At 41.1% G+C, this 16,644-nt stretch carries 17 protein-coding genes; 7 read left to right on the top strand and 10 right to left on the bottom strand.

Annotated elements, in window-relative coordinates:
* Positions 1-1,167 (top strand): nucleotide sugar dehydrogenase, encoded by a 1,167-nt coding sequence (locus tag PSF09_RS17335; RefSeq protein WP_272684241.1) that lies wholly within the window; start codon positions 1-3, stop codon positions 1,165-1,167.
* A 200-nt stretch (positions 1,168-1,367) separates the two neighbouring features.
* Positions 1,368-2,072 (top strand): lipopolysaccharide core heptose(II) kinase RfaY, encoded by a 705-nt coding sequence (locus PSF09_RS17330; RefSeq protein ID WP_272666378.1) that lies wholly within the window; start codon positions 1,368-1,370, stop codon positions 2,070-2,072.
* Between the two features lie 49 nt (positions 2,073-2,121).
* Here the strand turns inward: PSF09_RS17330 and thiM are convergent, their stop codons facing one another.
* A complete protein-coding gene (gene thiM, locus PSF09_RS17325) occupies positions 2,122-2,892 on the bottom strand; it encodes a hydroxyethylthiazole kinase (protein WP_272684240.1) in 771 nt (256 codons plus the stop codon).
* 77 nt (positions 2,893-2,969) lie between these two features.
* Positions 2,970-4,043 carry an ROK family protein gene (locus PSF09_RS17320; protein ID WP_272666413.1) on the bottom strand — a complete coding sequence of 358 codons (1,074 nt, stop codon included), beginning with the start codon at positions 4,041-4,043 and terminating at the stop codon, positions 2,970-2,972.
* 318 nt (positions 4,044-4,361) lie between these two features.
* Here PSF09_RS17320 and PSF09_RS17315 point away from each other — a divergent pair, with 318 nt between their 5' ends.
* The 3 genes from PSF09_RS17315 to PSF09_RS17305 all read left to right on the top strand — a co-directional run bounded on the left by PSF09_RS17315 (position 4,362) and on the right by PSF09_RS17305 (position 7,418).
* Positions 4,362-5,180 (top strand): purine-nucleoside phosphorylase, encoded by an 819-nt coding sequence (locus PSF09_RS17315; protein WP_210836471.1) that lies wholly within the window; start codon positions 4,362-4,364, stop codon positions 5,178-5,180.
* A gap of 67 nt (positions 5,181-5,247) precedes the next feature.
* Positions 5,248-6,165 carry a DMT family transporter gene (locus PSF09_RS17310; protein WP_272666376.1) on the top strand — a complete coding sequence of 306 codons (918 nt, stop codon included), beginning with the start codon at positions 5,248-5,250 and terminating at the stop codon, positions 6,163-6,165.
* Positions 6,162-7,418 (top strand): nucleoside permease, encoded by a 1,257-nt coding sequence (locus tag PSF09_RS17305; protein WP_210836468.1) that lies wholly within the window; start codon positions 6,162-6,164, stop codon positions 7,416-7,418. The genes PSF09_RS17310 and PSF09_RS17305 overlap by 4 nt, the downstream gene beginning before the upstream one ends.
* 76 nt (positions 7,419-7,494) lie before the next feature.
* Here PSF09_RS17305 and PSF09_RS17300 read toward each other — a convergent pair whose 3' ends face one another.
* From PSF09_RS17300 to PSF09_RS17280, 5 genes are all read right to left on the bottom strand, one after another.
* Complete coding sequence (locus PSF09_RS17300; RefSeq protein WP_272684239.1) at positions 7,495-8,118, bottom strand: GntR family transcriptional regulator; 624 nt, start codon at positions 8,116-8,118, stop codon at positions 7,495-7,497.
* A 162-nt stretch (positions 8,119-8,280) separates the two neighbouring features.
* Positions 8,281-9,072, bottom strand: a complete 792-nt coding sequence (locus tag PSF09_RS17295) for a carbon-nitrogen hydrolase family protein (protein WP_210836466.1) — start codon at positions 9,070-9,072, stop codon at positions 8,281-8,283.
* 9 nt (positions 9,073-9,081) lie between these two features.
* Positions 9,082-9,729 (bottom strand): RraA family protein, encoded by a 648-nt coding sequence (locus tag PSF09_RS17290; RefSeq protein WP_272684238.1) that lies wholly within the window; start codon positions 9,727-9,729, stop codon positions 9,082-9,084.
* A gap of 44 nt (positions 9,730-9,773) precedes the next feature.
* Positions 9,774-11,084, bottom strand: coding sequence for an MFS transporter (locus tag PSF09_RS17285; RefSeq protein WP_117162976.1), 1,311 nt, complete (start codon positions 11,082-11,084; stop codon positions 9,774-9,776).
* Positions 11,085-11,544: 460 nt separating this feature from the next.
* Complete coding sequence (locus PSF09_RS17280; protein WP_272666368.1) at positions 11,545-12,408, bottom strand: YicC/YloC family endoribonuclease; 864 nt, start codon at positions 12,406-12,408, stop codon at positions 11,545-11,547.
* Positions 12,409-12,531: 123 nt separating this feature from the next.
* On the opposite strand from PSF09_RS17280, the gene rph reads away from it, so the two are divergent.
* A complete protein-coding gene (gene rph / locus PSF09_RS17275; protein ID WP_102140561.1) occupies positions 12,532-13,245 on the top strand; it encodes a ribonuclease PH in 714 nt (237 codons plus the stop codon).
* A gap of 112 nt (positions 13,246-13,357) precedes the next feature.
* The gene (gene pyrE / locus PSF09_RS17270) at positions 13,358-14,002 is read left to right on the top strand and encodes an orotate phosphoribosyltransferase (protein ID WP_102140560.1); all 645 of its coding nucleotides are present in this window, start codon (positions 13,358-13,360) and stop codon (positions 14,000-14,002) included.
* Positions 14,003-14,051: 49 nt separating this feature from the next.
* Here pyrE and slmA read toward each other — a convergent pair whose 3' ends face one another.
* From slmA to coaBC, 3 genes are all read right to left on the bottom strand, one after another.
* On the bottom strand, positions 14,052-14,651 hold the full coding sequence (slmA, locus tag PSF09_RS17265; protein ID WP_004906897.1) for a nucleoid occlusion factor SlmA: 600 nt from the start codon (positions 14,649-14,651) through the stop codon (positions 14,052-14,054).
* 217 nt (positions 14,652-14,868) lie between these two features.
* The gene (dut, locus tag PSF09_RS17260) at positions 14,869-15,324 is read right to left on the bottom strand and encodes a dUTP diphosphatase (protein WP_272666366.1); all 456 of its coding nucleotides are present in this window, start codon (positions 15,322-15,324) and stop codon (positions 14,869-14,871) included.
* Positions 15,311-16,522, bottom strand: coding sequence for a bifunctional phosphopantothenoylcysteine decarboxylase/phosphopantothenate--cysteine ligase CoaBC (gene coaBC, locus PSF09_RS17255; RefSeq protein ID WP_272666365.1), 1,212 nt, complete (start codon positions 16,520-16,522; stop codon positions 15,311-15,313). Before coaBC ends, dut begins: the two co-directional genes overlap by 14 nt.
* Positions 16,523-16,644 lie beyond the last annotated feature (122 nt).

Below are 16,644 nucleotides of genomic sequence, written 5' to 3'. Positions count from 1 at the left end.
TTGAAAATAGCAATCGCAGGAACCGGCTACGTCGGCCTATCTAACGCCATGTTGCTGTCACAAAACCACGAAGTGGTCGCCGTGGACATCATCCCTGAAAAAGTGGCGATGTTAAACAACCATCAATCACCGATTGTTGATGCAGAAATTGAGCAGTTTTTAACGGAAAAGACCCTCAATTTTCGTGCTACAGAAGATAAAACAGAAGCCTACACAGGGGCTCAGTACGTGATTGTGGCGACACCAACTGACTATGACCCCAAAACCAATTATTTTAACACCCAGTCAGTTGAATCTGTTATTCATGACGTGAATGGCATTAACCCTGAAGCGACGATCATCGTGAAATCCACTATTCCGGTGGGCTTTACTGCACGTTTACGTGAAGAATTTGGTTATACCAACGTGATTTTCTCCCCTGAATTTTTACGTGAAGGCCGCGCTTTGTGGGATAACTTGCATCCTTCCCGTATCGTGGTGGGAGAGCGTTCAGAGCGCGCGAAAATTTTTGCGGATTTACTGCTTGAAGGTGCGATTAAAAAAGACGTTCCCGTATTATTTACGGATGGCACCGAAGCCGAAGCCATTAAGCTGTTTGCCAACACCTATTTAGCGATGCGTGTGGCATACTTTAATGAGCTCGATACCTATGCAGAAAGCCGTGGTTTAAATGCACGCCAAATTATTGAAGGGGTATCTTTAGACCCACGTATTGGCAGCCATTATAACAACCCTTCATTCGGTTACGGTGGTTATTGTTTACCAAAAGATACCAAGCAACTGTTAGCTAACTACGATGACGTGCCAAATAACTTGATTAACGCCATCGTGGAATCAAACCGTACCCGCAAAGACTTTATTTCGGATGCGATTATCGCTAAAGCACCACGTAAAGTCGGTGTTTATCGCTTAGTCATGAAAGCAGGCTCTGATAATTTTCGCGCCTCTGCGGTACAGGGTGTGATGAAACGCATCAAAGCGAAAGGTATCGAAGTGGTGGTGTATGAGCCAGTCTTAAAAGAAGAAGAGTTCTTCCGCTCTAAAGTTATTCGTGACTTAGAGACTTTCAAAGCAGAAAGCGACATTATTTTAGCCAACCGGATGGTGCCTGAGCTGGAAGATGTGGCAGGGAAAGTCTATACCCGCGATTTATTCGGTAACGACTAAGCGGTTTTTATGAGAGTAAGTTGGCACTATGGTGACTTGCTCTCATAGATAGAGCTGTACAGCTTTTCTAAAACCTTACCAATTTTGTGGTATATCGCACAACTTACCTATTTTTAGACGCCATTTTGCAACAATCGCTAAGAAATGTCGTTTGCCATTTGCTAGCATCCGTCAATTGATTAAAAATTGGCTATTTTGTTATGCAGAATATCATAAAAAAACAAAGAGACGGTTTTCTCACCTTTCAAAAAGAAGGCGAGATAGATTTTTGGCAAATTGTTAAAGATTATATTGATGGGAATGTCACGGGTAAGAATTTAAGCAGCGGAAATATTGATAGGAGTGTTGCTCGTATTCATGTAAATGGGCAAAACTATATTATTAAATGTGAGAAAGAACGTGATAAGCGCATTGAAAAACGGTTAATGCGCATTGTTTCAGGCCCTTTTTACTCTCAGTTATTAATGCGATTAGTCTCTGCTCAAAATAAAGGTTGTATGGTAACCAATGACATCTATTTCGTTGCTGAAAAAATGGTCGGTCGTGAGTCAGTAGAAACATGGATTATTGCGGAATATGTGGAAGGAACGGTTTTATCTGAACTGGATGATATTACGCCTTACTATGCAGAAATGAAGTCTGTCATTAACCAATTACATAACTATGGTTTATCTTCTAATGATATCCATGCAGGGAACTTTGTTGTCACCAATGAGGGGTTAAAGGTTATTGATTTATCAGACTATGGTAATTTTGCTATTTGCAAAGCTAATGATTTAATTGCATTACAGCGTTTTTATGATATCGAGCCCGATAGCAAAAATTTTGCTTATCGTTTTATTCGTTTTAGAGATAACTTTCGCCATTGGTCAAGAAAAATAAGAGGAAAAAAAACTCGGCTTTAGTGCGCTATGCCAAGTTTTCATCACAATATAGTTATCAATGACAACAAAGCTATTGATAAAGCGCATCTAAAAATTCAGGGATAAAACTGCCTGTCCCATGGCAGCGCTGAGTTGCGGTTTCTCCGGCTTGCTTCATGATAGCGCAAGCAGCGGCAACATTTTGCAGCCTATCACCAGGTAGAGCACAACAGGCAGCAACCACCGCAGAAAGAGCGCATCCCGTACCGACCACCCGAGTCATTAAAATATGGCCGCCAGTCACCGCAAAGGAGCGTGTTCCATCGGTGATATAATCCACTTCACCGCTTATCGCAACAATAGTCTTAGCTTGTCTCGCTAATAATTGTGCTGCGGGGAGTGCATCATCAGTGGAGTTAAGGGAATCAACGCCTCTGCCACCTGCACTACTTCCTGCTAACGCCATAATTTCAGAGGCATTACCGCGAATAGCGGCAGGCTTGAGTGTCAACAATTCATGGCAAAAATGTGTACGAAAGCTGAGCGCACCTGCAGCGACAGGGTCAAGTACCCAAGGTTTTTGTGCTTGATTGGCACTGTTAACCGCACATTTCATCGCATATCGACGCTCTGTTGTTAATGTGCCCACATTAATGAGTAAGCCATGTGCGATAGCGGCAAACTGCTCAGCTTCTTCGGGTTCAATCACCATGGCAGGGGAGCAGCCGAGTGCTAATAGGACATTGGCAGTGAAGGTCTGAACAACATCGTTTGTCATGCAATGAACAAGAGGGGATTGAGAATTAAGTTGCTGTAGTACCAGTGATTTTGTCGTGTTACTGATGTGTTCAAATTTTAACATGATCCCCTCATTAATAGTGATAGAGTATAGGTTTGTTGATTTATTCTACACTCTATCTGTTCTAATGAAAGAACCGCTTAATCAGCAAGGTACTTCTCCATTACCATTCCACCAGCACCCTGAGCAACAATTTCATATGAATCATTGGCGGGATAAATGCGTGTCTTAATATGAGGAAAAATAGCGAGTTTTTCGTCAATCGACTTTTTGGTCATCTCAAAAAAATGATTTTTAGGTGTTAGGGTGCCGCCGCACACCACCACATCGGCTTGCGTCGTTAAAATAGCATTAGCGATGGCGATACCATAATAATAGGCAGCTTCACCCAGCGCTTCGAGGCACAGGGCATCGTCCAATGTGAGAGCTTGGAAAATAGTATGGTAGCTAATTTCAGACTCATTATTAACTAATTCATTGATTATTGAATTTTTACCCAGCCTGAGTTGCTGGATCACTCGTGATTTAATCGCAGACAGTGAACTATATTGCTTTAAACAGCCAAATGACCCACATTCACAGCGCTGGCCATTAATATCAATCGTTGTATGGCCAAAGGCTTGAGCTGTACTAATGGGGGCCGGAGCGTATTGGTTATTGATAATGGTGCAACTGCGAATATCAGTATCACAAGTTGTGAATAAAAATCGTTGACTATCAGAGGTATAGCGCAAACGATACTCAGCAAAAGCCGCAAAACTAATCCCACTTCCGAGTAACACAAAGCAAGGAACTTTACTGGAAATGTAGTCGTGAAGTTCTTTTATTCTTGCGTGGTATTGATGATATGGCAGTTTATCACGTTCTAAAATATGGTCGATGGCGATGCCGATACCCAACAAGCTTTCTACGCTAAGTCCATGTTCAGCTAATAAAATATCTAATTTGTTGAGCAGATGAACTATCATGTTTTCTGCGGTTTCTAGATGCTCATATTTCACTTTTACCATACCTAAAATGTCCAATTTTAGGTTTTGCAAAACAATCGTTGAATATATATCACTCATTTCAATGCCAACAAGATAACCATCTGCGGCATTAATATTATAGAGGATTGGTTTACGTCCACCAGTCGACTCTCCGAGCTCAGAAGTCGAAATTAAGTGATTTTTCCCCAATTCGTCGAGTAACCGAGCACAGGTTGCTGGCTTCATGCTAGCGAGTGATGTCAACGTCTCTGCCCTAATGGGGCCGTGGTTTAAAATTAACCGGTAAAGAGTTTTGAGTTTTTGTGTTTTTGAATTTTTTGAGGTGCGAAATTCATTTAATAGTGTATGTAACAAGCGCCTCACTCCTTTTCATTCCGACTCTATCGATAAAGACTAGCAAATATACGCATAAGATTCTGCTTTATGTGACACATCATATCGAAATACTTTTTATTAAAATGAGATTAAGATCGCTGTTCTGTTTCTAAATTGCTTTATGATCGATTTTAACAATTTTTAGTCGATGTCAATTTGGAGACAACCATGCATCATACAAAAGATATTCTAGAAAGCTTGAGTTTTATTCAGTCTCGTACAGATATTAAACCAACAGTGGGTATTATTCTGGGTTCAGGACTCGGCCCATTCGCGGATACATTAGAAAATGCAGTGCATATTCCTTATAGCGAAATTCCACACTTTGCCAAATCTGAAGCAGTAGGGCATGCCAATGAATTGGTGATCGGTACCATCGCAGGTAAAAATGTGGTTGCCATGAAAGGCCGTTTCCACTACTACGAAGGCTTTACCCTTGACCAGGTCACTTTCCCTGTACGTTTGATGAAAGCGTTGGGTGTCGAAAAATTGATTATCACCAATGCCTGCGGTGCGGTAAATACCGACTTCAACCCAGGTGATCTGATGATTATTACCGATCATATTAATTTAACTGCAAATAACCCACTGATGGGGCCAAATAACCCTGAATTAGGGGTGCGTTTCTTGGATGTCAGTGAGGTGTATAACAAAGAATTACGCCAAACAATCAAGGATGTAGCGGCTGAACAAGGTGTTTCTGTCCGTGAAGGTGTTTATGCATGGTGGACAGGCCCAACTTACGAAACTCCTGCCGAAATTCGTATGATCAGAACCTTAGGCGCAGATGCTGTTGGTATGTCTACCGTACCAGAAGCTCTGGTCGCTCACCATTCACAAATTAAAACAGTGGGCATTTCCTGCTTAACCAATATGGCTTGCGGTATTTTAGAACAGCCTCTTAGCCATGATGAAGTTATTGAAACAGCAGAGAAAGTTAAAGCGACCTTCTTGAAATTAGTAACAGGTGTGATTGAGCGCTTCTAGTTTTTTAGACTCTTTTTATCAAAATAATATAAAGATGGCCATGACGCTAAATAAGGTGAATATTGAAATGAAATTTAAAGGTCTAATTTTAGTTTCTTTAGGCGCTTGTAGTTATGGCATCCTTTCAACACTCGTCGTGTTGGCCTACCGCGCAGGGTATTCCTTGAGTGATGTCATCGGTAGCCAAACGGTATTAGGTGCGATTTTACTGTGGTTTTTTGTTGTCGCAGGCGCATTAGTTAAAAAAGTACGTCTAGTATGGCCAACACGCCGGCAAGGCCTATTAATGTTACTCACTGGGACGACAACCGGGTTAACCGGGCTTTTGTATTATGCATCATTGCAATATTTATCCCCTGCACTTGGTGTCGTACTCTTTTTGCAATTTACATGGATGGGGGTTGCAATTAACGCATTTATTGACCGCAAAATTCCTCCCGTAATGACCATGGTGTCAGTTGTGGTGATATTAATTGGGACAGTATTAGCGACAGGTTTGTTAAACAGCTCAGGGATCGTGTTTCACTGGCTTGGTGTGCTATTAGGATTATGTGCAGCATTATCGAACGCTATTCGTGTTTACGTCAGTGGAGCATTAGCGGTTAAAACAGATCCTATGATGCGTTCTGCAATTATGGTAACAGGGGGCGCAATTTTGACATCAATTGTTGTTCCGCCAACATTCTTATTGAGCGCATCAACGTTTCAATCTCTATTTTTCTCATATGGATTACCTCTGGCTTTCTTTGGTTCTTTCTTCGGTATGTGGATGTTTGCCAAAGGTACTCCACTGATCGGTACCAGTTTAGCGACCATTGTTAGCTCAATGCAGTTACCTGTCACGATTTTATTATCCGTAACAGTATTGCATTTACCTCTTGAATTCATTCAGTTTGTTGGTGTTGCTGTCATCCTTATGGGTGTTGCCATTGCTGAGTTGAAAATAAAAACAAATAAATATAACTCCAAACGGAGCCTTGTATGAATATTAAATCCCGCTTGAAAATCATGCTTTTCCTGCAATATTTTGTTTGGGGAAGTTGGTTAGTTACACTCGGCTCGTACATGATGAAAACATTGAGTTTTTCAGGTGCAGAAGTCGGTATGGTGTATAGCTCAAAGGGTATTGCTGCCATTTTAATGCCTGGGCTTATCGGAATCATTGCAGATAAATATATTCCAGCAAATCGTTTATATATGATTTGCCATTTGATTGGGGCTGCTGCATTGTTTTATGCCGCAACAGTCACAAGTTCAACTATCATGTTCTGGGTGATGTTAATTAATGCAATGGCCTTTATGCCAACAATTGCACTCTCAAATAGCATTAGTTATTCATCATTAAGTCAATATCAGCTCGATTCAGTGAGTAACTTCCCACCTATTCGTGTGTTTGGTACGGTAGGCTTTATTGTTGCAATGTGGAGCATTAGCTTATTGAAATTTGAGCTAAGTAGTATGCAGCTTTATATTGCAGGTGGTTGTTCATTGCTTTTAGCGCTTTATTCACTAACTTTGCCAAAAATTGAAGTTAATAAAAAAGCGATTTCAAGTAGCTGGATCAGTAAGCTAGGTTTAGATGCTTTGGTGTTATTCAAAAAGCCCATTATGACGGTATTTTTCTTATTCGCTATGTTACTTGGCGCCGTTTTACAAATTACCAATACGTTTGGTAATCCATTCTTGCATGACTTCGGCCTGAACCCGCTATACCAAGATAGTTTGGTGGTACAGTATCCATCGATATTATTATCGATCTCTCAGATGGCTGAAGTGTGTTTTATCTTAGCAATTCCATTTTTCTTGAAACGCTATGGCATTAAAACGGTCATGTTATTAAGTATGTTCGCTTGGACACTACGCTTTGGTTTCTTTGCGTTTGGCGACCCATCAGCCATTGGTTTGATGTTCTTGATCATGTCGATGATTGTTTATGGCTGCGCATTTGATTTCTTTAATATTTCAGGCTCTATCTTTATTGAAAGAGAAGTGGATACGCGTATGCGCGCGAGTGCCCAAGGCTTATTCATGACGATGGTTAACGGTGTTGGGGCCTATTTTGGAGCGATATTAAGTGGGTTGGTTGTCGACTATTACACAGTGGATGGTATTAAAGATTGGCAAATGATTTGGTTAGTTTTTGCTTCTTATACTGTTGTATTAGCAATAATCTTCCAATTTACGTTCCATTATCACCATGATAAAGACGCAGCATTGAAAGAAGCCAAATCTAGCTAAGATAAATCGTTATAAATAATATTCAATTTAAGAGAAAACCATAAATTTGGTTTTCTCTTTTTTGTTAGTTTTAACATTAAACATAATTACGTTTACCGCGTAAAATATGCTCAGTCAGCGTTTCTTCCGCAAGGGTAAATTCTTTTGCTTTGAGTTGCTCAACCAATTGCTGATGTTGGCGTGTAGATTCATAATAATATTCATTGCGATAAATAGGGTCGGGCTGAAAATAGACTCGCTGGCGAATATTGTCCGCTAAATCTAAGAAAACTGAGTTATCCAATAATTCTAAGAAGAAACGGTGGAATCGTTCATCTTCTTTTATCCAACCTTGATAGTCATTTTCCTTCAATAATTCATTTTGCTGCTCAATAATGGCCTCTAAAATAGAAAAATGCTCATTAGTTAAATATTCACACACTAATTTAATTGCATGAGACTCAATTGCTAAGCGTAAATCATAATTATCTCGAGTCTCTTTTAACGATAGTTTCTGAATAAAAACACCTTTTCGAGGGATAATTTTGACTAAGCCTTCATTTTGCAATTGATATAAGGCTTCGCGAATTGGGGTACGGCTCATACCGAGTTCTTCAACTAAGCTATTTTCAGAGGTATAACTTTCCTCTCCAAATTGCTTACTGAGAATTTTATGCTTAATTGCGGTATAGGCTTGTTGGCTTAGTGGTTTATCTTTCATCAGGATCTTGTGTTAATAATAGAAATTTTAGTGAGTATAGAAAGGAATAGACTGGTATACAAGTAATGCACTAGTTTTATATTATTTAGGGCGCTGTTAAATTTTGGTGGGTAATTGAACTTAACTTGTTGAATAAACCAGCATCCTTGCCAGTTTTTTAGACTAATACAGTTCAGGGCGCCGGTTTTGCATGCAAGGTAATTTTTCTCGTGTTTCTGCCGTATGCTGCGTTGATATTTCAGCAAAAAATAGTGTTTCATCGTAGCCAGCAGAGGCAATGGTTACGCCAAGCGCATCACAAACAAGGCTGCGGCCAATAAAAATGTTACCAGTTTGGTCACATGCACAGACAGGAATTGTGTTCTCCAAAGCGCGTGCTTTAACTAATGTTTGGTAATGCTCCTCTTTAAGTGGCCCACTTACCCATGCCGTAGGAACGAGTATAAGGTCTGCGCCAGCTAAGGTTAGTTTTCGAGCAACTTCTGGGAAACGCAACTCATAACAGACTAAAACGCCAATTTTGCCAAATTCAGTTTCCACAGGTTTTAACGCATTATTACTTTGAATAATGTTGAGGGATTCCTGATATGAGAAGGCATCGTACAGGTGTGTTTTTTGGTAATGATAGATAAGCTCACCTTGGCGGTTCAACATAATTGTTGTGTTGAATGCTCTTTTCGGCTCATTCGGGGCACTTTCATAAATTCCACAAGTCACATAAATACCGCATTGTTTAGCGGTTTTTGCTAACTCAGAGACAAAAGGACCATCAACAGACTCTGCGACATCGGCATAGCTAATACCGCTATCTGCAGGAACGAATGCCATAAACATTTCCGGCAATAGGACGAGGTCGGCACCACCTTGAGCGGCTTTTTGTATAGCGTCACAGGCCTTTTTTAAATTTAGAGCTTTATCTGGGCTACTGGCAAGCTGAGCAATTGCAATTTTCATGGAGTCTCCTTATTCAAAAAATTTAGTTGCACCTGAAATCGCTGCTAATGTTTCACCAGCATCAATACGTTTTTTAACATCAATTTCAGCATGCTGAGCATTAAGGGCTCGTTGGCGATATTCTTGCAGGGTAACCTCATCGGCGACTAAAATGCCATCACCATCTGCGATGATTAAATTACCAGGGTGAATCGTTACACCATCTATACTAATTGGCACATTAATTGCGCCTTCAATACCTAAGATTCGCGTCGTCAACGGGCTCACTTTACGTGCATAAATAGGAACACCAATCTCACGTAATGCTTTGATATCAGTGACACAACCATCAATAACTGCGCCAGCAATTTTCTTTGCCCGTGCCATGTAAGAAACCATTTCGCCCCAACAAGCACGATCATAATCCCCAGACATATCGATACAGACAACATCGCCTTCTTGCACGATGTCGAAAACCTTATGTACAGCAGATGAATCCATATGTGGAATACGTACGGTTACAGCATTACCAATAAATTGGCATTGTTCAATTTGTGGGCGTAATGTTTTGAGAAAACCGAAGTCAGTCATGTGTCCAATAGTTGACGGGCAAACATCACGGCAACTTTCGATAACTTCTGGGCTAAAACAGGCAACTCGAGGATTTAATGTAAACATAGGGACACCTTTATTTATTGAATATAATGTGTTTTGGGTAAAAATTAGTCAGGATTAACGGCAGCAGCTAAAGGTTTATCAGGCTGAATGAAAAACCAGCAAACAATCGCTAAACTGATAGGTATCACATTGAAAAGTAAAGCGACGGTCCAACCAAAATGCTGTGCAAGCCAGCCACATAAAATAGGGGAAATAACACCACCGAGATTACCCCACAAGTTCATCCATCCACTGACAGAGCCAGCATATTGGCGGCCTTTATCCGCTGCGATTGCCCAAGAGGTCACAACTGGTAATCCTAGAGAGCCGAGCGCAAGAGTTAGCCATGCAACACTGGCGATGGCACTTTCAGTTTGAGCAGCACCGCAAATCCCCACGATAAATAGAATAAAACCAGCAATCGCGATATAGCCCCTAGCGACTAACTGCGAGTACCCTTTGTTGAGTAACCAATCAGAAATTGAACCTGCAGTGAGTACTGCGATACAAATTGCTAACCAAGGAAAACTGGCGGCTACGCCCATTTGGGTTAATGAAAAGCCTCGCGCTTCTTGTAAGTAGGTGGGTAACCAAATCATGAATAAAGTGGTCATATAGGCAACAAAAAAATATTGGAAGCCAACAGCCCAGAAAGGACGTTCTTTCATAAATTTGCGCCAAGGGGCTTTAACATCAGTACCGCCTTGCTCACTAATTGTTCGGCCTTCATGGATGAATGCGATTTCACTTTGAGAAATTTTAGGGTGTTGCTCAGGCTTATTTCTGGCAAAGAAATACCAAACCATGCCGATAAGAATGCCAATCACACCAAATATATAGAAAACGGCATGCCACCCGAATGAAATCATAATAAATACGGTAAGGGTGGGGGCAATCACAGGCCCAAAATAGGAACCGGCAAGTAAGAAGCTAGCAGCTCGTGCCTTTTCATTTTGGCGAAACCACCATGTATTAAAAACGGCATTTGCAGGGTAGAGCGGCGCTTCTCCAACGCCGAATAGGAAGCGTACGATGCATAGCCAAATATAGGTAGGAGCCACGACAGTTAAGATGGTAAATGCAGACCAAATATAGAGGCTAATAGTCGCGATCAGTCTGCTACCAAACCGTTCTGCAAGTATACCGCTTGGGATTTGGGCTAGTGCATAGCCAAGAGAAAATAATGCCCCCAAAAAGCCAAATTGAACTTTGCTCATTCCTAAATCGGTCATCATATGTTCGGCCACAATGGAAATATTGGCGCGGTCCATATATGCAATCAAACCGATAATAAAAAATATTGCTGCTAATCCCCAACGTAAACGCCCTGGTGAGTCTTTCGTTGTTGGTGTTACAACAGAATCATTATGTGACATAGAGTTACCTTTTTATTGGTTTGTCGAGGTAATCAACCTTATTGTATTTATATTGAATTCAACTTGTATACAAGATGGATGTTAATAAGCAGTTATTGAGGTGTCAAAGATCTGTTTTGTTATCTGTGACTGAACTCAAAACATTTGATTAATTTATGAGCGAGATCTTATTTTTAGGAAAATAGACAGATAATAAATTTTATGGTTAAAAATCAACTTGTTATTATTTTTTTGGGGAAGAAAACGATTTAATCGACGTTACTAATTATTTGAGAAAGAATAATTAATACTGCTTCGGTAAAAATTTTTTCATATCTTCGAAGGGGTGTTGTGGAATATAGCTTCAAAAATCGTGATAACTAGCACCTATTTCGAGTTAATTTGAGAATATCTCCAAAAAAAAGCCAAACGATAATTAAGGTCGATTGGCTTTTTATGGATTAAAATCGTCAAAGAGTGATTATTCAATATTCTGAATTTGTTCTCTCATTTGCTCGATTAATACTTTGAGTTCAACTGCAGAGGTTGTAACTTCGCTATTAATTGATTTTGACGCTAACGTATTAGCTTCGCGGTTGAATTCTTGCATCATAAAGTCAAGGCGGCGACCAGTTGCCTCTTTTTTCTTCAAGATATTACGCGTTTCTTTAACATGAGCTTCTAGTCTATCCAGTTCTTCTGCAACATCAACACGTTGAGCCAATAGAATAAGTTCTTGTTCCAGACGGTTGTTATCCACTTGAATATCAGCTTCTTCTAACTTATTTTGTAAGCGTTCACGTTGCCACTGTAAAATTTCTGGCATATGTTGACGCACTTTTGCGACTTCAACTAAGACGCCATCAAGGCGTTGTTCGATGAGCGCATGCAATGAAGCACCTTCAGCTTCACGGCTTTGAATGAAAGCATCAATAGCTTCATCTAAGCCCGCCAGTAATTGCTCGCTGATGATATCTAAATCTTGTTCGCCTGCTGACATCACACCCGGCCAACGCAAAATTTCTAATGGGTTTATTTCACCTTCATGGCTGTAATTTTTAACCCAATTCGCAGCACTGATTAATTGGCGTGCTAATTGTTCATTTAGGATTAATTCACCACGATTTGCACCGTCTAACTCAAAGCGTAGACTACATTCTACCTTTCCACGTGTTAGGCGAGAACGCAGACGTTCGCGAATGACGGGCTCAAGGCTTCTGAATTGCTCAGGTAAGCGAATATACGTTTCTAAATAACGTTGGTTCACGGAACGCAGCTCCCAGGCCGCATTCCCCCATTCACCCTTGATATCCCGACGGGCAAAAGCGGTCATACTACGGATCATAATTCGTTCCCATTATCGTAAAGATTTAGGGGATTATAACGCTATGCAGGATGACAGGATAGGCATTATCGCTTGAACAACGTATAATGCGTCCCAATTTGAGTTGATAATGGAGATAACACCATGCGCCCAGCAGATAGACAAGCAGACCAAATGCGCCCGATTACCATCACGCGCAACTATACTAAGCATGCAGAAGGCTCTGTTCTTATTGAGTTTGGCGACACGAAGGTGTTATGTAATGCAACTGTTGAAGAAGGGGTTCCTCGCTTTTTAAAAGGGCAGGGGCAAGGTTGGGTTACAGCGGAGTATGGCATGTTACCGCGCGCAACAAACTCACGTAATCAGCGTGAAGCTGCACGAGGAAAACAAACAGGCCGTACGATGGAAATCCAACGGTTAATTGCTCGTTCTTTGCGTGCAGCGGTTGACCTTAAAAAATTAGGTGAATACACCATTACTTTAGACTGTGATGTTATTCAAGCGGATGGCGGTACACGTACAGCCGCGATTTCTGGTGCTTGTGTGGCACTTGTTGATGCGCTGAATAACATGGTTGAACAAGGTAAAATTGCAAAAAGCCCACTAAAATCAATGGTTGCTGCCGTTTCGGTTGGAATTGTAAACCAAGAGGCTCTATGTGACCTTGAGTATATTGAAGATTCTGCAGCGGAAACCGATATGAATGTTGTCATGATGGATGATGGCCGAATGATTGAAGTGCAGGGCACTGCAGAAGGCGAACCGTTTAGTCATGAAGAGTTATTAGCCCTATTGGCGTTAGCTAAAACAGGTTTAAATACCATTTTTGAAGCTCAGCGAGAAGCGCTGAAGTAAGTTAATCATTAATTAGGCGGCTGAAAAGTCGCCTTTTTTATGCCTGCTGGTTCATCAACGAGTGTGCCAGCTTTGAGAATAGATAAATAATCATCAACGAGGAGAATGATCAATGAAAGCCTATCAGCGCGATTTTATTGAACTTGCCATGAAAAAACAGGTACTTAAATTTGGTGAGTTTACGCTGAAATCAGGTCGTAAAAGCCCTTATTTTTTTAATGCGGGGTTATTTAATACAGGGCGTGATCTGGCACTTGTCGGTCGTTTTTATGCACAAGCATTACAAGATAGCGCAATTGAGTGTGATGTCATTTTTGGTCCCGCGTATAAAGGGATCCCCATCGCAACGACGACAGCGGTAGCACTTTCTGAGCACCATGACATCGATATGCCATACTGCTTCAACCGCAAAGAAGCTAAAGACCATGGGGAAGGTGGCGTGTTAGTAGGAAGTCCTTTACAAGGGCGTGTTGTAGTAGTTGATGATGTGATTACCGCAGGGACGGCAATTCGTGAATCAATGGAAATTATTAAACAACAACAAGCCACGTTGAATGGTGTTCTGCTATGCCTTGATCGCCAAGAAAAAGGGAAAGGTGAAATTTCAGCAGTACAAGAGGTTGAGCGTGATTATGGTTGTAAAGTTTACTCAATTATTACCATGAACGATTTAATCACCTATCTTGCTGAAAAGGAAGGTATGCAGGAACATTTAGCGGCTATGAAGGCTTATCGCGAACAATACGGAATTGAATAAAAAAAGCCCTCGCCCAATGATGGGCGGGGTGAGTAGTATAAATAATCGGTTATTGTAACTGAGCTAGAATTAAAGGCCAGCGCGATTCAAACTCGACGGTTGGCCGATAACGAAACTCAGAACGTACAAAACGAGAGAGCATCCCTTCACAAAAAGCTAGTAACTGAGAAGCAAGTAGTGACTCATCATGAATAAACCCATGGCCATCACGTATTTTTTTCTCTTTTAACACCTGCCGTAATTGTGATTCTATACGTTCAAATAATTGGTTAATACGATCTTGCAGCCTATCTTGCTCAAACATTAGAGCATGGCCTGTCATTATACGCGTTAGCCCAGGGTTTTTCTCAGAAAACCCAAGTATTAGGGCAAGTATTAGTTTAATTCTAATTATCGTATCTTTTTCATCAGTTAAAATCAGATTAATACGCGAAACCAATGAGTCTTCAATAAACCCAATAAGACTATCGAACATTTTCATTTTACTCGGAAAATGACGATATAGCGCAGCTTCTGATACACCAACCGTAGCAGCAAGTTTTGCTGTTGTAATACGTTGGCTGCCATCACTACTTTCTAACATTAACGCAAGAGCCTGTAAAATCTCATCACGTCTGTTACGTTTTTGTGTTATCGCTTTTTCTGCCATGTCTAATAAGACCCCTGCTAAAACAGCAAAACAAACTATCCAAAATTTTGCTCTTAGTAAAGAGAGTTTCGAAGCAAAATGGATTTAAAAAATGTTTAAAATATAAGTAATGTTGAGCAAGCTTCCTGAAAGAAAATATGCGGCTGATTGTTTTTATTCATAAAGATAGAACCTAATTTAGGTTCTATCTAGCATATTAGTTATCAGGATGTTCTATTTATTGACGGCCAGAATGACCGAAACCGCCAGCTCCACGCTCAGTTGCGTCAAAATTATCAACAATATTAAATTCCGCCTGAACAACCGGGACAAACACCATTTGTGCCATGCGTTCGCCAGGTTCAATGGTAAAAGCTTTGTCACTCCGGTTCCAGACAGACACCATGAGCTGGCCTTGATAATCGGAATCAATGAGGCCAACGAGGTTGCCCAGTACAACGCCATGTTTATGACCTAAACCGGAACGAGGTAAGATGACCGCAGCAAGACTTTCATCTGCAATGTGAATGGCTAAACCTGTTGGAATAAGCTCTGTTTGACCTGGTGCCAAATCGATTGGTGCATCAAGGCATGCACGTAGGTCTAAACCAGCAGAACCAGTGGTGGCATAGGCTGGTAGAGGAAATTCATTACCGATACGGCTATCAAGGATTTTTAGGTCAATTTTTTTCATAACGTTGAAGTATCTCGTCAAGTAAATAGTGGCTTAATTCGTTTTTATTACAGTGAGGCAAACGGATATCACCGTTAGCATCAAAAAGATGTAACGCGTTGTTATCGCTATTAAATCCGTTATCTGCTAGTGAGACGTCATTGGCACAAATGAGGTCGAGTTGCTTTTGTTGTCGTTTTTGGCGTGCATATTCTTCCACATTTTGGGTTTCAGCTGCAAACCCAACAACATATGGCCTATTGTGTTTTAGGTTTCCGACACTAGCCACGATATCTGGATTTTTGATAAGTGTAATCGAAACTTCATCACCTTGTTTTTTTATTTTATTTTCAGCAATGTTTTTTGCGCGATAATCTGCAACTGCAGCGCAACCAATAAAAATATTTTGTTCAGCAATGGTTTGATGCACTTGTTCATACATCTCTAAGCCACTCATGACATCAATCCGGTTAACCCCTTCTGGTGTTTCAATATTTACAGGGCCCGCAATCAAAGTGACGTCGGCACCACGTTGACTGGCTGCTTTAGCAATGGCAAAACCCATTTTCCCCGAACTATGGTTACTAATAAAGCGAACTGGGTCTAGCGCTTCCCTTGTTGGGCCAGCAGTGATCATTAATTTGATGCCTTGTAAGTCGAGTTTAGGGGTAAAAAACTCACTGGCTAGACGAACAATTTCTAGTGGGTCAATCATGCGACCAGGGCCAATATCACCACAGGCTTGGCTGCCTGCATCTGGCCCCCAAATCATACATTGGCGTTGTTGCAGTTTGATTAAATTTTCTTGAGTTGCTTTTGCTCGGTACATTTGTTGGTTCATTGCTGGCACAAGTGCAATCGGTGCTGCGGAAGCAAGGCAAACTGTTGTGAGTAAGTCATTTGCCATTCCTGCACTGAGGCGAGCAATTAAATCCGCAGTAGCAGGCGCTAGAATAATAAGGTCAGCCCATTTAGCCAGTTCAATATGTCCCATAGCCGCCTCAGCGGCTGGGTCTAGCAGGTCATCAGAAACAGGATGTCCTGAAACGGCTTGCAAGGTTAAAGGCGTAATAAAGGCTTTTGCACCTTGAGTCATCACAATACGCACAATCGCACCTTTATCGCGCAAACGGCGGGTGAGTTCAGGGATTTTGTATGCAGCAATGCCCCCACTAATACCAATAACTATCTGCTTACCTAATAGTGACAGTTGATTCATTATTTTTATCCAATTCGGTCAACATGGGAGGCATATTACCACAGAGAAGCGAGAGGTGGCGCGCTCGATTTTTCATCACAGTACTATTTTTGCGAAGCGCTACGCAAACCCTCATAAGAGCG

This window comes from Providencia sp. PROV141 (assembly GCF_028481645.1).
Taxonomy (GTDB): Bacteria; Pseudomonadota; Gammaproteobacteria; order Enterobacterales; family Enterobacteriaceae; genus Providencia; species Providencia rettgeri.
The sequence above is the reverse complement of the archived record's forward strand: the minus strand, read 5'-3'. Positions and strand labels throughout refer to the sequence as shown.